Annotated in this window: 15 protein-coding genes; all 15 read right to left on the bottom strand. The window is 39.3% G+C overall.

Annotated elements, in window-relative coordinates; all coding sequences use genetic code 11:
* Positions 1-357: 357 nt before the first annotated feature.
* The 15 genes from ACEN8J_RS04460 to pglX all read right to left on the bottom strand — a co-directional run bounded on the left by ACEN8J_RS04460 (position 358) and on the right by pglX (position 17,657).
* Positions 358-744, bottom strand: coding sequence for a cysteine-rich VLP protein (locus tag ACEN8J_RS04460; RefSeq protein ID WP_016821850.1), 387 nt, complete (start codon positions 742-744; stop codon positions 358-360).
* Positions 734-2,041, bottom strand: coding sequence for a phage portal protein (locus ACEN8J_RS04455; protein ID WP_495594271.1), 1,308 nt, complete (start codon positions 2,039-2,041; stop codon positions 734-736). Before ACEN8J_RS04455 ends, ACEN8J_RS04460 begins: the two co-directional genes overlap by 11 nt.
* Before the next feature lie 112 nt (positions 2,042-2,153).
* Positions 2,154-2,441 carry a hypothetical protein gene (locus ACEN8J_RS04450; protein ID WP_449292413.1) on the bottom strand — a complete coding sequence of 96 codons (288 nt, stop codon included), beginning with the start codon at positions 2,439-2,441 and terminating at the stop codon, positions 2,154-2,156.
* A gap of 260 nt (positions 2,442-2,701) precedes the next feature.
* Complete coding sequence (locus ACEN8J_RS04445; protein ID WP_318627478.1) at positions 2,702-3,382, bottom strand: hypothetical protein; 681 nt, start codon at positions 3,380-3,382, stop codon at positions 2,702-2,704.
* A gap of 88 nt (positions 3,383-3,470) precedes the next feature.
* On the bottom strand, positions 3,471-3,704 hold the full coding sequence (locus ACEN8J_RS04440; RefSeq protein WP_495594270.1) for a hypothetical protein: 234 nt from the start codon (positions 3,702-3,704) through the stop codon (positions 3,471-3,473).
* A 174-nt stretch (positions 3,705-3,878) separates the two neighbouring features.
* Positions 3,879-4,184, bottom strand: coding sequence for a hypothetical protein (locus ACEN8J_RS04435; protein WP_318627480.1), 306 nt, complete (start codon positions 4,182-4,184; stop codon positions 3,879-3,881).
* 90 nt (positions 4,185-4,274) lie between these two features.
* Positions 4,275-4,481, bottom strand: a complete 207-nt coding sequence (locus ACEN8J_RS04430) for a hypothetical protein (RefSeq protein ID WP_318627481.1) — start codon at positions 4,479-4,481, stop codon at positions 4,275-4,277.
* A 199-nt stretch (positions 4,482-4,680) separates the two neighbouring features.
* Complete coding sequence (gene terL / locus ACEN8J_RS04425; RefSeq protein WP_495594269.1) at positions 4,681-6,231, bottom strand: phage terminase large subunit; 1,551 nt, start codon at positions 6,229-6,231, stop codon at positions 4,681-4,683.
* A gap of 175 nt (positions 6,232-6,406) precedes the next feature.
* Entirely contained in the window at positions 6,407-7,252 is an 846-nt protein-coding gene (locus ACEN8J_RS04420) for a tyrosine-type recombinase/integrase (RefSeq protein WP_449292410.1), read from the bottom strand.
* A 158-nt stretch (positions 7,253-7,410) separates the two neighbouring features.
* A complete protein-coding gene (locus tag ACEN8J_RS04415; protein ID WP_495594268.1) occupies positions 7,411-7,893 on the bottom strand; it encodes a hypothetical protein in 483 nt (160 codons plus the stop codon).
* On the bottom strand, positions 7,842-8,153 hold the full coding sequence (locus tag ACEN8J_RS04410; protein ID WP_449292408.1) for a hypothetical protein: 312 nt from the start codon (positions 8,151-8,153) through the stop codon (positions 7,842-7,844). The genes ACEN8J_RS04415 and ACEN8J_RS04410 overlap by 52 nt, the downstream gene beginning before the upstream one ends.
* A 57-nt stretch (positions 8,154-8,210) precedes the next feature.
* Positions 8,211-8,870 carry a hypothetical protein gene (locus ACEN8J_RS04405; RefSeq protein ID WP_449292407.1) on the bottom strand — a complete coding sequence of 220 codons (660 nt, stop codon included), beginning with the start codon at positions 8,868-8,870 and terminating at the stop codon, positions 8,211-8,213.
* Between the two features lie 525 nt (positions 8,871-9,395).
* On the bottom strand, positions 9,396-11,450 hold the full coding sequence (gene brxL, locus ACEN8J_RS04400) for a protease Lon-related BREX system protein BrxL (RefSeq protein WP_449292406.1): 2,055 nt from the start codon (positions 11,448-11,450) through the stop codon (positions 9,396-9,398).
* Positions 11,451-11,467: 17 nt separating this feature from the next.
* On the bottom strand, positions 11,468-14,026 hold the full coding sequence (gene pglZ, locus ACEN8J_RS04395) for a BREX-1 system phosphatase PglZ type A (protein ID WP_495594267.1): 2,559 nt from the start codon (positions 14,024-14,026) through the stop codon (positions 11,468-11,470).
* Positions 14,027-14,105: 79 nt separating this feature from the next.
* Positions 14,106-17,657 (bottom strand): BREX-1 system adenine-specific DNA-methyltransferase PglX, encoded by a 3,552-nt coding sequence (pglX, locus tag ACEN8J_RS04390; protein ID WP_495594266.1) that lies wholly within the window; start codon positions 17,655-17,657, stop codon positions 14,106-14,108.
* Positions 17,658-17,678 lie beyond the last annotated feature (21 nt).

The raw sequence follows: 17,678 nt of genomic DNA, 5'->3' as shown, positions 1-17,678 counted from the left end.
ACGCTTATGTATGTATGGAGCCTTTTAATGTCATGCTCAGGACAGCAATGTAACGCTTTAGAAATCACAAAAACGAGGAAAAGGTACAAACATACCAACTCCCCACTTTTGCCTGTTTTTCATCCTTTGTTTATGCGTATTTTGGATAGCCTAAAGCGTTACATCCACCCTATTGCTTACCTAAACCTCAGAAACGTATATGTATGGTGAAACTGTATCATATTGAATATCATGTTCAAGACAATCATGTAACGCATTAGAAAACGCAAAAGTGACGAAAAGGTACAAGCATACCAACTCCTCATTCCCGCCTATTTTTAACCCTTTGTTTATATGACTTTTTCAACCTCTAAAGCGTTACATCGAGCTGTCTTTTTGTCTGGACTTCCGAACACGCATCCTGATACTTTCTTTTCTCGCCCTACCTCTACACTTGTCACAGTATTTCTGCCGATTCGAATTTGCCGAAAATGTTCCTCCACAACGTGTACAGTTCACCCTCGGTTTTGCTGTATTAAACCCAACCTCTACATTCCGATCAGACTTATATTCTCGCTCCAGCTTCTCATCCATTGGCAGCACTCCATTTTCAAAATATGTACAACGGGGCAGAGCATCACCTTGAATAAAGAATACACATGGGCCATCCTGTAAACAGCAATAGTTTGGGATACCGTACTTCGCTCCAAAATAACAAGCACAATTATTCTTGACCAGTCGCTTAAACCTATTTTTATTCTGCATTTGATACCTCCTTATCCGTAGCAATTAATCGTTGCTGCTCCGAATGAAATTTATTGAATTCCAGCTTCGGATTCTCAACAAACGGAAGCAACGTCAGCAACGTTTCCTGTGAGACCACTTCTTTCAGTTTCACAATCACATATGCCATCCCAACCAAATCTGTCGGCAAGTTGCGAGTAAACTTCACCGCAATATCCCGGTAATCATATTGAACGCCTTCTTTAATGTACAGAAAGGTGAAGAAATTGCGTAGACGCTGCTTGATTGCCTTTTCCATTAAGGCTTCACGCATTGCTACTCGATTCTCCAGATTCAGCAGCTTGTTTCTAAGCGCTAGGGAAGATGTATTGCTGGCCCAATTTTCATTAAAGTTAACCTGATCCATCATGTCGAAAATTTTGCGTTCAATATTGTCCAACTCGTTCTTTACAAAAGAATCATTAATCTCCTTCGTAAGCCAGCTTACCTTTCCTCCAGCCGGAACTTGAATAATGCCCATCTTCTTCATATTCAACAAGTCTTCAGCTTCCAGCTTGGCATTCTCAATCACCAGATAGGCATTGCGATGATCTGCAATTTCATTGACCAAATCGGAATTCAATGCGTTATAGGCATCGAACAAAGAAATCACATCCTGGAAGCCACTTTTTCTCTCCGTATTGGCTAGACAGGAGATGAGCGGAACTCTTCCAAAGATGTGATTATGTTTGCCGATATATTTTAATTCAGGCGATTGATTTTGCTTACTCTGAATCTGTTTGTCAACGTTGCCGATTGTATAATGTAGAATTTCATGGTTGGTGTACACATCCAAATATACTTGCTTATCGAATCGACGGGTAAATTTATGTAAGCCAAACAGTACATTTCTTTCTGCTGTTCCGTCCTCCAATACATACGCATTCAAAGGGGATAGCACCGTCGCTGAAAATTGACCTTCCGAATCAATATAGTTCAATTCAAAGCTCTCACCAAAGATTTCAGACTGTTTCCGAAGCTGTAGATTATGCTCTTTGTCCCAATGACTCATATGTATATCTATATTATGTATGGCATCATCCTGATCCGACTTGGACACATAGTTTACTGGCTTACCGAGCAGATAACCGACTTCATTATCCACGAACTTACGTGGGAAATTGAAGATAAGCTTTTGGTTGCTGCGGCTTTCTTGCATTGCATAGTTCTTGAGAATAGCATGCTGACCATTGTAGTAATCTGCATATTTCTGTTTGGCTATTGCAGCCGATTGGAGTTCATTTAGACATTCTATAATGATTTGTTCCGTAATTTGCAAATACATCCTTCCTTTCAAAATGGGTTATCTAATTTTTGCTTGAATAAAGAAAAGAACCACCTTTTAATAAGGTAGTTCCTTGTTGAATTTCCTTTCACCGTTGATACTCTGCTTAAGTGAAGTATGGGAAGTGATCGCGCATAAAATGAGTTAACGCATCCTTCAAATTTCTATGCTGTTTCTTATATTGGAACAAGATGGCCGAGGTAAGCACGGTTTCATAGTCCTCGATAGTAATAGTCCAGAACGGTGGTTCCTCAGGGTTATAATTAAATTCACTAACGATGCCATATGCTACACCTAGCTTGTCAATCCTCTCGTGTAGGATCTGATAGATCTCACCACTCAATTGATGAATATCACTCTGTTCCAGAACCTTCTCCTCATTCCAGCCGTCCATAGAATATTAACCTCCTTACATACCCGTGATTAAGCCAAACGGGGATTATAACAAGTATCTATTGGTAACAATATATTATTACGGGCAACAGGTGGACGGATATTTAATACCAGGTGTCTTATTATCAAAACGTAAATGGACACAAATACATTTCATCTGTTTAACAGCTCGTTTATCTTCAAAGAAAATTATTAAGATACAGGCGAGGAGCTAACCTTATTTGCACTCGTCCAACTCTAGTTATTATCTGTTGAGCTTATTTACGGATTATTACCAGCACCAACCACGACTGAGAAAACTCCCTCTTCATCGTGCTTCAGTATGACGATAAAGGTGCCGGGCATAGATTCTGGACTATTCGCTGCATCAAGTTCATACCAACCCTTCAACCGTTCTGAAAGGAGCTTACTCTCGTACTGGATAACATCTCGCCCCTCGTCTACCTTATACTCCTTGACCTTAACAGCGTCACTTGGAATTACAGAAGAAGCCTCGCGTATAGCTTCCTTTACAGAGCGCCTTGGCGTATCCGTAGCTTCAAATGACAGGGTTACATTCAAAGCCGTGTCTTTCTTTGTAACGTCATCTTCGGCATAAATAGCCAGAAAACTATTGTTCTGATAAGAACTAATGCCAGCATTTTGCCCATTCTCATCTGCCCCGCGGAGATGTTCGATAGTTTCCTTCGTATCACCAAGTCCTCCTGCCTTGGTGATCAGAGGTTCTATAGTTGTGCCTTGATCTTTTACTGGCTCAGAAGCCTCACCGCTTACTGTATCAGTCACAGCTTCATCTGCAGCAGTTGATTCAACCGTGCTTATTGTCTCTACAGCATTATCGTTGTCTTTGCTTTCTTTGGTTGATTCCCCGCAACCTGTTAACGTTACGTATAGAGCAATACATCCTGCCATAATAAGCAATCTCTTCTTGTAAATCCCCACACTCCGACCTCCATATTTTATAATGTTTAATTCTATCCTTCATTTACCAATATTGTATTATAAAAAAATTAAGCTCGCAGTCTGGACGCTATCTGGTATATTGTTCAATGTCTTCTATATTCGAATTTCTTCTCATATGGTCCTCATATTCATGTACGTCTTTATTTAATTTGGCCACAGCTCCCCAACCCGAGAATACAAGCAGGAGTACTCCCATCAAGGCATAGGCGAATGTGAAATAATTCAAATAAAAGTTTAAAACAATACCACCTAAAATCAGCAGCAATACAATCCACAGCGTCCACTTTAAGCCCTTCTTCAATAAAATCTCTCCCTCATAAGGATTCCTATAATGTTTCTTTATGTATCATGATACATACGATTCACATGTCTAAAAAGTTCAAGAAATTTAGGCATCATGAGTGCTGTAACTGTTATTGTCTTGATTACAGTTATCAGCTTGTATGGTTGCCACAACACTTAACTATTCTACCCGTTAGTTCAATCCATGGTCGTCGTCAATTATCCACGAAAATTCTTTCGTAATCGAAATTGCAATGCTAGATAATATTAGTTCTAAGATGTCATCAGTGTATGTTGGTACATCAATTTCAATTAAATTTACTTCTTCAGTACCATCAAGTGTGTCGAAAGCATAGTTCCCATTTGGATTAGCGAGAATACCAGTTACTTTAACAATCTCCCCATTGACTTCTTTATGAAATGTTAGGTGACTTGCTTTTGTGAATCCCAAAACAGAGGTTAAGAATTGCTCAGCAACCTCCGATTTAATTTTGGACATGTACTTATCCGAATGGATACTTATATAGTCGTACATAGTTTCACCGTACTCATGTCTGCCCATAGCTGCCTTTTGCTACTTCGAGGGAGCTTAAATAGGTAACGAATCAATATGAGATTCAACTTCAAAAATAAATTCTTCAAGGCTTTCACAATCAAACCGTTCACTTCCTTTATTTATCTCAAACAATACTAGATAGCTATGATGATTTATTAAAAATTGCCAACCCTGTCTTGAAATCATAGCCTCCAATATTTGACAGTAATCAAATAACTTTTCAACGTCAGCTCTATTCATTAAGTCATAATCCTGATAAGTGGTTCCTAATGGTTCAGGAAAGATTCGATATGCTAACCATTTTATTCCAATTTAACACACCCCTTAGAGTTACAACAGCAAATGCGGTCATAATTAGTGATTCGACATTTTCCTGCTGTATCCTGTCCATTGACTTAACGAGATTGGATAAAATAAGATTTGAGTTTTAGCAAAACCCTCAAAATAACAAACTTCGATCATAAAACTTCAGACTCTTGACCGACTGTATCAATTGAACAGCCCCATATAAACTATCTGGCGCATCGTCGTATGTACAGTTTCGATTGTAATCCTTCACTTGATGGTTATATCTGAGGTTATCCGAATTGAAAAGAATATGGCCCTTCTTCACTTCCGGCTCCAAGCTAATAATTCGTTCATGCTTCTGCCCCTTGGAATGGACACTTTCAACAGGCGTATGTATCTTCACTTTCCATAATTCTTCTTCAAACTTTTGCTTCATATAGCTTTGCGCTTGATTGACTTCAAATCCCAGCTTATCTACAGGATAAAGCTTCAATTTTTCAATAGCCACTTGGAACAAATCATCCGGCAGCAGTTTATAGATGTTCCCGTCAATCACATACATTTGCTTCGTCCTTCGGTGCTGACCAATAATTGAAATAGCCGTAAAGTCATTTTTCTTCCCTGCTTTAATAGCTGGATCAATGTACATGGCTAGTTCCATGTCCTCAAATTCAGGCAATCTGTCCCAATACATGAGATTTTGAAATATGTATTCGTCTGTTAAACGCGGATCGTTTTGTAGCTCTTTATAGAAACTCTTTTCACCCATGGCTTGCTTCTTGCACATCAAATAATAATAGTCCAAGTACTCGCTCCACAGGATTTCTGTACCCTTTAGCATTTCCTTCTCATTCGCCATGAAAAAAGACAAAGCCGTATTGATCCTGTCCTCGTCTTGCAAGTTATTATATTGTCGCTCCCACTCTGACCACAGATCATCCCGTTCCGAAAATTGAAGCACAGCTGCTTTACGAATACTCCTCACACCTGGGATTTTACCTTTGAGCAAATCAGCCATGATGTCCTCTTCATTCAAAATGGTTCCACAGATCAGAATATTGGTATCCCTTGTACCAATAGGCAGAATAACATCCGTAAATGTATTTTTAATCTGTTCTCGTTTGGCCTCGGATCGTGCCGTATCCTCCTTGAGCAAATCATCCATTAGAACCAAGGTAGGACGATGATGCTTATAGTGAATTCCTCTCAAGCTACCGTCAATCCCACGAATCATAATGCAAGAGTCCAGCCCACCTTTACTCTTCAGCCATATTTCATTATTGTTCCAGCGGCTCCCTTTACGAATCCCAAAATCCTCAATCAGCATCTGATTTGTTTCTAGCTCATCTTTGATCATGTCCAAGAAGGGCAATGCAATTTGTTCTGTGGCTGATATGATCAATGTAAATTGTGATTTATCATATAAAGTTGCATACAGCGGAAATAAAAAAGAACTGATCGTTGACTTTCCATGCTCCCTTGGGAGTCCGAAAGCTGTAATCAGTCCTGTATTCGCAAGCATATGTCTTAATTCCGAAAATAACTCTTTGTGAAACTGTCCAAATGCTCGATCAAAGTATTTAGGAAAATAGGCTAAAGCGAAAAACTCAATGTCCATCTCACCAATAAGTTTGCGTAGTTCAGAGAAAGAGAACGTTTCGATCAATTGTTTCATTTTGGGCGGCTTGAAATGCTTCTCCATATACTGCTTCAGCAGCTCAGCTTGGCGTTGCTCTTCTTGCTTTATCGTTTCAATGGGTATAGCTCCTTTCTCATATTCACTATAAAATCATCACAAAAATTTCTGCACCCTTTGCTGGCAGCTCCGTTTATCTACATAGAAGTACCCCTCCCTCCACGACAAAAAGAGTGGCTCATTACCACTCAATATTCGACAAAGCCATTTCCATATCTTGCTGCGTGGTTAGGGTATAGATATTGGTCGTTGCTACATGATCATGTCCAAGGATTTGTTGGATGGTCGTCAAGGGAGTCGTTTTCACCAGCTTATAGCCAAGTGTATGTCTGAGCATATGGGGTGTGACCTTTACGTTGATCCGATCTCCATATTTGTTCAAAATCAGGTTGATCGCATTTCGTTCCAATGCTCCACGCTGGCCAATACATAGACATTCTGATTCACTGTGTGGTCTGACTTCAAGATACCGAGTAATGGCTTTTCGTACATCCTTATTTAATGGAATAGTACGAAAGGAATTCCCTTTACCGAATACCTTCAATAATCCTTTGCGTTCACTTATTTCAATATCTTTCAGCTTGATGCCAACCAATTCGCTTACCCGTATCCCCGTTCCAAGCAACAATTCAATCATACAGATATGCATCCGATTACCCATACGGTGAATTTCATTCCGCAGCTTCCACAAATCCTTTTCTGCTAACCCTTTGTATTGGCGAACAACCTTGTTTCTGACCGCTTCGATATGTATATCTTCCTTAATATAGCCTTGTTGGTGCATCCATTGTGAAAATACGTTGATACTGGCGATCTTACGGTTAATGGTGAGTACAGCTTGGTTGGTGCTTTGCAGAGCCTTCTTGTACTCTACTCCATCCAGTTCAATCCACTTGTCCAGTCCATATTCCGTTTTCCTTTGATACCAGGTTATAAACTGCAATACGTCTCTAATATAGCAGGAAACCGTATTTTCACTCCGATCCTTGCTCCGTAAATGTACTTCAAACCCTTGAATATAGTCCATATTCGCCCCACCCTTCGCTTGTGTGTCACATCATACCGTTGATGCGAGGGAAAGTCCACTGATTGCATAACTTATCTTATGCACTGAATTTGGGCAATTTACGGGCTAATTCAGGGCTGAAATGGGCGTTTATCTATACAAATACTGACGGCATAACGTTATGGCTGCGAATCATCTGGCTCCATATATCCTTCCTCAATCTCGACCGATTCCTCAATAGCTTCATATTCGGCATCCACTATATCAGATTCGATCATATCTAGAAATAGCTGCTTCCGTTCCTGCTCCAGTGCCTTCGTATTGACCACTAGCTCACGCCGATCATTCCACTCGTTAGGTGCGCGGTTCTTCAAGTAGAATATCATCGCTGTCGGATTAGGAGGCTGATACCTTTTCACCTTTTCAATGCGTGTTTTCTTTTTTTCATTTTTATCCTCTTCAATAATCGTTTTAATTTCTTCATATTCATACCCTGTAGCAGCTTTCAAAAGTGAATTTTCTACGTGGGATATAGGGACAGATTTGCTCCATTTGACTAGTTCAGCCAGCATCGGATGTTTATCAATATACTCGTACCAAGTCGTTTTACCTATATCGAGTTTCCTGATAATGTCTCTGCATTCACGCCTTCTTCGCACCATTGCTGGATTTCCGCTAGTCTAGGATATACATGGGTTTCCCACTTGGTTGGACGTTCCAATGCTTCCGCAAATTTGGGATGCTTTCTACGGTAATCGCCTAATGTCCAAATATGAATATTGAGTCGCTTAGCAATCTCTTCATCTGTGGCTCCTTCACGTACCCAAATGGGAATATCCCTGAGTCTTGGCACAACAAATTGATCGTACTTGGTTAGTATCTTCGGACTATTTCTTTTGGGCTTGTCACTATTTTTGCTCATCTTCTGCTCACCTCCAGCACGAAAAAAGCCTATGCGAATGTGCATAGACCTTTGTTTTTAAAGTTGTGTTCCATTTACAGATTGCATCTCAGGGAATTTCCGTTGATACGTTTTGAACAGTACATACTTTTGTAAACCTTTGGATTGATGCAAGGCTTGTTGTGCCAGTTTTAATGCTGCTGCATAATGATTTGATTTCAACTCCAATTCGGAAAGAATTGCATTTTTCATCCAAGGCGTTGGAATGTCGTGAATGATTTTGTGAGCTTCCGCATTATTTCCTTCTTCCATACATACGATAGCTCGATAGTAATTTTTATATGCCAGTGGTTTGATCAATTCGATTTCTTCTTTAACCGTCAGAATTTCTTTTTTATAGAAAGCAAAAACGGTTTTATATAACGCTTGTTTGTGAATTCCCTTATACTTTTCGAGCAATAGTCGGATTGAGTCTTCTACTTCTTCATCGATTTCATGGGCTAGAGCATAAAATAGATGGTATTCTGGCTTACTCTTTCGCGACATTAAAAACTTTTCAATTCTCTTCAAATTAGAATCCCATAATACAGTAAAAAGAATAGGCACATATAGTATCAAAAACATCAGGATGAAAATGATTATAAAAGCTAACGCATTATTGATGTGTAAACGATCCACAATCATCCACATGACAATGACAAATACAAATGTGACAAGATTTCTTATATTCCAGATCATCTAGCTTCCCCTTCTCATGCTGTTGAACATGTTGATTTGTCTTATCAGAGTTAATTCAACAAATTTGAATGTAATTCCTTCTTTTCCCTATAAGTAGTAGCTATTAGACCAGCACGAAAAAAGGGAACAGCCAACTATCGGCCATTCCCCATATGTATTCCAGCTTACTCTTCAATGTTGATGGGAATTTCGTAAGCAAAAATCTCAAAAATAGTCCGAAAACCACCCTTTCGACGACCTGACAACTCTTATTTTCAGTCAATTTCACGGACATGGAACTGATCATAGGCTGACAGCTCGATCAATATCCTTGTTACTTCAGACTTGTTGTACCCAACAGTCTCCCCAATCTCCTCTGGTTTTCCATCAAGCAAATAGATGGTCTGTAAACGATATATAGTGTTCTCTTTGTCTCACCAAAGATCATAACACTTTTTTTTTCCGTCAGAATCGGTATAAGTAATGGTATAGGCAGATCCATAATCAAGCTCGGTAATAATTTTATGTATCTTATCATCCATTTCCTTATCCTACCCCCAACGCTTTAAACACTGCATCGGTCGGATCTGAGTAAAATACGGGCTGAACCTTTATCAGCAGATCAGCAGGAACCGTTTGAAAATCCACTACGGAAGAGGCTGGTATCAATACCTTTTTCGCTCCCGCGTCTACACAAACCTGAAGCGTATTGGCGAACTCCTCAACTTTTGCAATAGTACCGCCGACCGTCATGTTACCAAGTACGACCATGGATTCTTGAACGGGTCGCTCTAATGCACCTGAGCATAATCCTATCAATTCAGCTATAGCTAATTCATCCGTCAATCCGATGCCCTGCAAGTCGCTAATATGCATCAAATAATCCTTGGTCTTCGTGCTAATCGAACCGCTGATACTCTTACTATTTGAAGTAAAGTAACGGAAAGCGGTATCCAAGCTTTCTTTTGCTCCTCGATGTGATCCAACACCCGACTTCTCAAACTTCCCTGTCCCCGAAACGACCTGGTTCTCCAGTTTATATACCCCGATCATGCCAGAATCGCCATGCCCTACGGTGTAAACATGCCCAGATTTTCCAAGCCCTTCAGGTATAAGTTTGCCTCCACCTTGTTCTGGAACGGAAACATACTCCTCACTCAGCGTTTCCTTATCAATGTAGGAGAAATGAACATCGTAGAATTCCATGCCTCCGATTTTCTTGAGCTGTTCTTTTACTCGTCTTCTTCCTTCAAGGGCATACTTCAGAATTTCCTCGATGTCATCTCTTGTATACTCCCCGTTTGGATAAAGGAGCTTCACCAAGCCTGAAACTGTTTTACGAACCGCTATTACATCTCGTTGATTCAGATTATTACCCAGCTTAAAGTAGCGATCAATGGCATCTGCAAACGAGCGTTTTCGCATTTCCCTGAAGTATTCAGCCATGTAATCAACAATGAAACCGTACTTATCCGTAAAGAAGTCAGGACGCATCTTCGGAACTTCCCAGCCTGGCAAGTAGTAATGCATCCGATCAAAAAACGCTGAATCATTTGCCATTGCTTCAGGGAATGGTGCAAATAGATGGGATGTCTTTATTAAAGAATCAAGGCTCTGATTGATATTCCCGACGAATACCATAGAAGCAGAAGCCGCCTTCTCTTCTCTGCCTCGTGCAAAGGATCCTGAAGCCATGTAATCCTTCATGATTTGAATGCCGTCTTTATCTTTGAACGTTATACCCGCCACCTCGTCGAAAGCCACAATGTCCCATAACCCAACTAAACCAACCTTCTTGCTGGACATATTGTAAAAGAGGTTAGCAACCGTCGATTGGCCACCTGATACGAGAATAGAGTTAGGTGAGATCTCTTTATAAACATGCGACTTACCCGTCCCCCGTGGACCCAGCTCACACATGTTATAGTTGTTCTCGACAAGTGGCACAAGTCGAAGCAACAGATGCCACTTCACTCTTTCCTCAAGTTGAGTTGGCTCCATGCCCGTCGAACGAATAAGTACGTCTATCCATTCCTCTTTCGTGAAGCTCTTTCTACCCTCGAATACCTCGTTCAGATCCATGTTCGGCATCTGAATCGGCTTCAAACTACTGATACTAAATGGATTACTGTTCTTCACTTCCTCATCAAAGAAATATTCCATCTTCAGCATGCACCAGATGCCACCGGCCAAAAGCTTATCGAATTCTTTGACATAGCTCGGCGAAATCGGAACCCCTTTAAGTCCAAGATTCGAAAACTCCGCAACATAGGAGTCAATCTTCTCATTTAGGGTGACGGTGATCTTATCGATAACTGAATATTGCCCCAATTCTCGGATTCTCGATTTAACCTTTTCCGCCTCATCTGGTCTTACAAAGTTATCTGAGAGTATCTTCTTTACCCGCTCAATTCCTTCTCGAATGTTATCCTCGTCATCTGTCGCCGCATACATGCCAAGTAAATATTCAAGTACATACACAGGGACGTTTGCCCCTTCTTTCATAAGCTTCGTCAGATCTTTTCGGACGACCCTTCCTGAAAATACGTCATTCAGTTTCCGATCTAAATCAAGTGTTTGTCCTTCATTTATTGTCTCCATTTGGTTTCCTCCCTCCTCTAAAAGTCAAAATCACTTACGATGCCCAAATTGATTGTGAATTGTGTTTTTTCAATGACGATATCCGTCTCAATGTCTTTCGTAATGAGGTAATAGTTACTATTCTTGTCATACGGAATCGACTTCAACGCAAACCGAAGCTTAAATGTACGCTCGTCTGGCTTATCAGATGTGCGATCACAGATGATCATTTCCTCGTTACTAATCACGTTATCGGCATCATCCACCATGTAGATCTTCACTGTTCGAGGAATTCGTTTGTCCTCTACTTTCTCCGTCTGGAAGAAGGTAAGGTTAAATAGGCTATTGGTAATCTTTCTGGTAGTGTTTGTAAGCTTAACATCCACCTTCTCGATTTCACGACTATTCTTCTGCCCACTACGGATATTCTTAAATTGAATGAGTGGCACAACGATCTCTTGAAGGCTGGCTCCACCGTGAACAAAATTAGCTCCAGCTCCTTGTATTTTAAAACGAATCGTGGCTTTCGGAACGTAAGTTGTGATCTGATGTTCATTATGGATCATCTTGTCCAAATTAATATCGAGAAGACCGCTCCGCTCTCCTTTTTCTTGGGAGAACAAATATCTCCGTTTGACTTCAAAGGCTTGAATACCTTCGTTCTCAATCTTGTCACTCTCTTCCAATGCATCACGTTGATATACAAAACCATGATCCGCTGTAATGAAAATGTTCGTACCGCTCAAATCATCCTTGATAATTTTAACTATATCGTACAATTCATCAATGGCTTTCTCCGCCGCTGTGAACGTATAAATCTCGGTCGATGCCTTATCTCCCGTTGCATCAATGCTGTCGTGGTAAATGTAAACCAGTTTCTTACCCTTGAATGTCTCCCTGCGACCAGCCTTGTTCATATTTTTCAGCTCTTGAAAATGAATTGCCGTGCTATCAGATACTGCTGATTGGAGAATTCCAATTCGGTTGTCGATGCCGCTTGAAGACTTGCCATTCACTAATACATTACCACTCAAGTCAATCTCTAAGTTCTTGTGCGGCAAAAGTGATGCCATACCCAATTTCGTGACGGATGGGAGTACGCCTAATAATGGTTGAATGTCGCAAGCTCCCGTTGTCTCCGAATTCAGCTTATCCGCCAACTCCGCCGCTATCTCATAACGCAGGGCATCTGATATGATAACAAATACCCGATCACCATTGGAAATTTTCGGAGCAACAAAGCTTCGATAGAAATCCTTCTGGTTTTGAATCCCTGGCAGAACCCAACTTGATTTCATCTCATCGTGTACAGCGGCGGACCAGTGCGAGCTTAATTCGCTCATATACCAGTTGGTATATAGGTTCTCAACCATCACTTTGAGCTTCTTTAGAATTTCGCTGTTCGAATCATTGTCGTAAGCAAAATAGAATTTTCTGTAGTACATATCCATTTGGTGATAGTCATTCACATACGCTCGGTACATGTCTACTGCTTGCGTCCTCGGAATACCCATGCTGTACTTCTTATGAAATTCGAACATTTTTACGGTATAGAACAATGCTTCATAAATGGATTGATACCGCTCATAATAGTGCTTTGCTCTCCGTAGGTTAATCAGCTTCGTATATGCATCATAATCCTCAAGCCGATCTTCCAGACTGTTGGCGATATAGATGATAATTGCCTTATCGAAGTAAGGGAACGTATCCGCCGCCTTAAACGCTTCAACAGGGAGCAGGTTTACGATATCCGATAGCCTAATTTCTCTCTCGGCAATTTCAGCATACTCATCATAAATGTGATAATCCGTTTTATGATGCATCCAGTGGTCGACGAACACCAAAGCATTGGACTTGTTTCGAGTAGCAATGTAGCCTTTAACCAGCGAAAGACGTTCCTCACTAACCGTATGGCTAAGTGCAGTGACCGTCAGATGGATAAACAGCGTTTTAAGCGACTTTTGACTTTGCTCATAGCCATACCGCTCAGTTACCGTATTCCAAAACACTTCTAACCCTACATACTTCGAAATCGAATCCAGATACTTATTTTCGCTGTCATCAAGTGAATCCATCAGAACAACTTTCAGCACATCCTCGAAATCTGGAGTCTTGAGGTTGCACAACGCATTCATCATCATTAGTTCAATTGTTCCTTCAGAATTTGCCTTAACCTCGAACCCCTTGAATTTCTTAATCCGATCCTTACTCCCAAAGAATTTCTCATATTTCTTTACTGAACTCCGAAGAGAAGGATCGATGTTCAGTTCATTCATGATGAGGGATATCCTATCTGCATAGAACGTCTTCGAATACAGAATTGTATCCAACAGCCAATTGTCCTCCATGCTCATGTCCAGGTTGGAATAGATCAAATAGTTCGAAGTGGGATCCTCTTCTTCGAGCAACACCTTCGTATAGAAGCTATTTCCCTCAGTCAGAGTATGTATTTTGACGTTCTCAAGGGAAATCTCATTTATGTAGTCGGCAAACTCCTGATCCTTATCAAACCAGAAGATGATCTTCTTACGCTCACCTTCATTGAGGGGCTGAAGAAAAGCTTCTTGCAGTGCCTTTGTAACTTCATCCATATTCATTATTTATCAACACCTTTTTTCATCGGGCTAAAAACAGGGATATACCAAGATGAACTGGCATATCCCCATTGTAACCAAATTATTTGATTGGAGCGAGCAAACCATCGAATTTTGCGTAATTCACAGCAACACCCTCGTCAAGATCGATTTCAATTTGCATGTCTGCCATGTGATGAAGTTTTTCATCGTATGCCCGCAGTTCTTCGATCTTCAGGTCAAGTGACTTGAGTTCTTTCTTCGCATTTGCAATTTCCTTAGTTGTTCCATCTCCATTTATAATGTCAAGAAGGGTTTTCTTCTCGGCATCCATACGAATCTGAAGCTCGTGGAGATAATCTGTCCTGATCCTTGACAACGTTGATTTATCGTAACGGTGCATGTAGATAAGGCAGTTGAATGCTTTTTGTTTTCCTGATGTGAATAGCCAGTAAATAGGCTTCTTATTATACATTTGAATGTGATCTTTGTAGAACTCGGCGAGGAAATATCTCCTAATTGCCTCTTTGGATGTTTCTCCTTCCTTCATTGAGAGAGCTTCAGCAATATACTCCATATTTTCAAACAATCGACTCTCTCCAAAAGTTACTTTAACAAATTCAATCAATTTGGAAACTATATCATCATCAAAATAAGAACCAGGGAGAACAGAGAGGATGTTGTCTCTATCAACTGGGTATGTCTGGTAGACCTCTGGATCAAATTTACCTCCAGCAAAAATCACCCCCTCTTTATCTAAAGAATATCTCCCCAACATACATCCTACTGCATAAGAAATAAATGCCCTTATATCTCTCTCTTTTACCGCTTGTCTTATCGAGATATCTTCATCTGAAATTTCTGGTGATATCTCATCTGTAAGCTCATAAATCTCAATAAATAGTTTATTAATCTCTTCCTGGCTTTCTTTTATGCAAGTAATGTCATTATCAACACTTTTCTTCCAAGCACCATAAGCTTGCGATATTAAATCGGTTCCTTGTTGATATAAAATAATCGGATTTACTCTAAAATCCCAAGAAGTTTCAAATGAATCCCAGTCCCTCTTAGAAATCTCAATACACTGGTTTGTCAATAATTCGATTTTTTCATTCCGATCTGATGAGTTGGAATATATATAAGGTATATTAGCAATATCCCTTACATTATAATTTAAGGTTGGAGAAAGTATCTCCAGTATTTTCCCACTCACTTTAGAGTTTAATAAAGCGTTAATATAGTTTTTGCTTTCACAATCGAACATACAAAACCCAGCATTCGAAAAAAGAAAACCTTGTTTAAAATCTCTCACACTTAAAGTTCCACTTGAAATAGCTGTCCATGTTAGCCCTTCTTTATAATAGAACCCTATGTTGGTTATAGTTCTCGTTACAGAATTATATTTACTTATGGCTAATTCTTTCATCTCATATCCATCGTTTTCCCAGTTTACTACAAATTCATTATTCCCATAAAATTTTCTGAATTCCCCACCGTGGTTTATTGGAAACCATTTTCTTTTCGATACTTTAGCTGATTCTAAGTCAACAGAATCGAAACTGATTTTATTGCATTCCACTTCATACCAATACTTAATGAACCTTTCATTATCTAAGGTCTTCATGCCCTGTCTTGGTTTTGAAACGTCACCTAAATTCTTATTACTTTCAAAGATGCTCTTTATTTTATCACTCACCCAATATGCAATGGGGTTTCCAGTTATCTTACTAAAGCTATTTAAATTAGTAACGTACCTATAAAAAACATTTGAGTTTCTTACGGCTTCTAATGCCTTTATTTTTTTTTCTTCGTGATTTTTAAAATCAACTAATCTTATATATTCACCTTTCATACTTTTGTCAATTTCATTACTTTTATCTCTTATAACAAATGCAGTAGTCTGGACTACTTCGCCGCCAATCTCCTCAAATGCTCTCGCTCCCAAATGTAACATTGAGTAAATGTTTTTCGTGTTAATAATTTTGATTCTCAAATCCTTAAAACTTGACAAAAACATCCAGGAATGCTGATTGATCATCGCTAAAAATCCATGCGGTTTTAAATAATGATTAATTTCCATAAATGATGCACACACGTCTGCCTTTGAATCTGGATAGTACAATTTTAGATAATCGTATAGTTTACCATTCATTCTTCCATCAGTAATATAAGGTGGGTTCGTTACTATTATATCGTAATAGCATCCCATGATTTTCGCCTGTTTTATAATCTGAGGAAGGAGTTGTAACGCTTTGGCTCTTGAATACTCTAAAAACACATCCTCAACGGGATTATTTTGAATCTCTGAAAGACGTTCTTCCAGAAAACCCATATCAAATTCTTTAAGCTTAATTAATGAGCCATATATCTTGGCATCTTGAAACTGTTTAATAAATTCCTTCGTTTGTTCAAATACAGAACCATTTCTATCGTTTGCAATAAAACCGATATCATCTTCATTTAAACCGTTTGTCTCCTGAATAGAAGCTAAATTTATTTGTAAGCCTTCTCTTTCAATATTTCTAAGAAAACGATCATTGTATTGCATTGCTTTCATCACAACAGAAAAGCAAGAAAGTTGATACGCCCTATCATCAATATCTAATCCATATAGGTTATTTTCAATAATAAGTCTCGGAATTTCCCTATCCATATAACCGCATTTACTATAAATCTCAAACAGTATATCAAACATATAAACAAGAATATGTCCACTTCCCATTGCTGGGTCAAAACACTTGATATTTTCTACTTTTAGATCCTTCTGAAAATACTGAGTCGATTTCCTTTCAGGTCCAATCTCATAACTTTGGCTTTCGAGGTAATACTCCCATCTCCCTTTAATCTCAAAATCTTCTGGATGTGATTCAATCCAGTATCTTCCCAACGAGTTTTGTACCATATAACGGACAATCCAACTTGGTGTAAATAACTGAGTGACAAATGGGATCTCCTCTTTTTTGTGCTTCCCCTTATCTTTATATACTCTATCCTTCTCATCAGAAATATAATACTGATAAAGCCAACCAATAATCTCAACCTGCTCCCAATCCGCTTCTGGAATAGCTGTTACATCAGTCATCTCCCGCAGGAACGATTTTTTCGCCAATAACCCATCTGGAAAAAGTATCTCCTTGTAATCATCAATCGTTTCAAACATAAATGGAAGAACCTTATTTAAGCTATTGCATTGCTTAATAACCAAATACTTAAAAAGCTCATCAGTCTGATTATTAAGCTTCAGATCATATACCAATTCCTTATCGACATCTAAATCAACCGATAATGCCTCTTTAATAATGTCAGGCTCATTACTATCGGTGTTGTTGGAGGACAATACTCTTACCTTGGTAGGAAGATAATTATTAACTTCCATAAACCGAAGTGCAGTAAAACGGTTAAACCAGGTATATGCTACTTCCTCAATAACCTGCTTATATCCAATTTCACTAATTCGTGAGATCAGTTTTTTCCGTTGCTTTTTCTCTGTTGCCGAGAGCTGTTTTCCATCAATATAAAGGGAATCTGAACTTTCAAATTGAGCCTTCTTAATGTTCTCTTCTGTAATTCCTATTTTAAAAGCTTTAGCTTTAACTTTTTCAATCAGTTCTATACGAGCACTCGTCGCAAAGTTTTTCAATGCCGTCTTATTCATGAGCTAATTCACCAACCTAAT

Source organism: Paenibacillus sp. Paensp38 (assembly GCF_059491915.1).
This window is presented reverse-complemented; position numbering and strand designations above follow the sequence as displayed.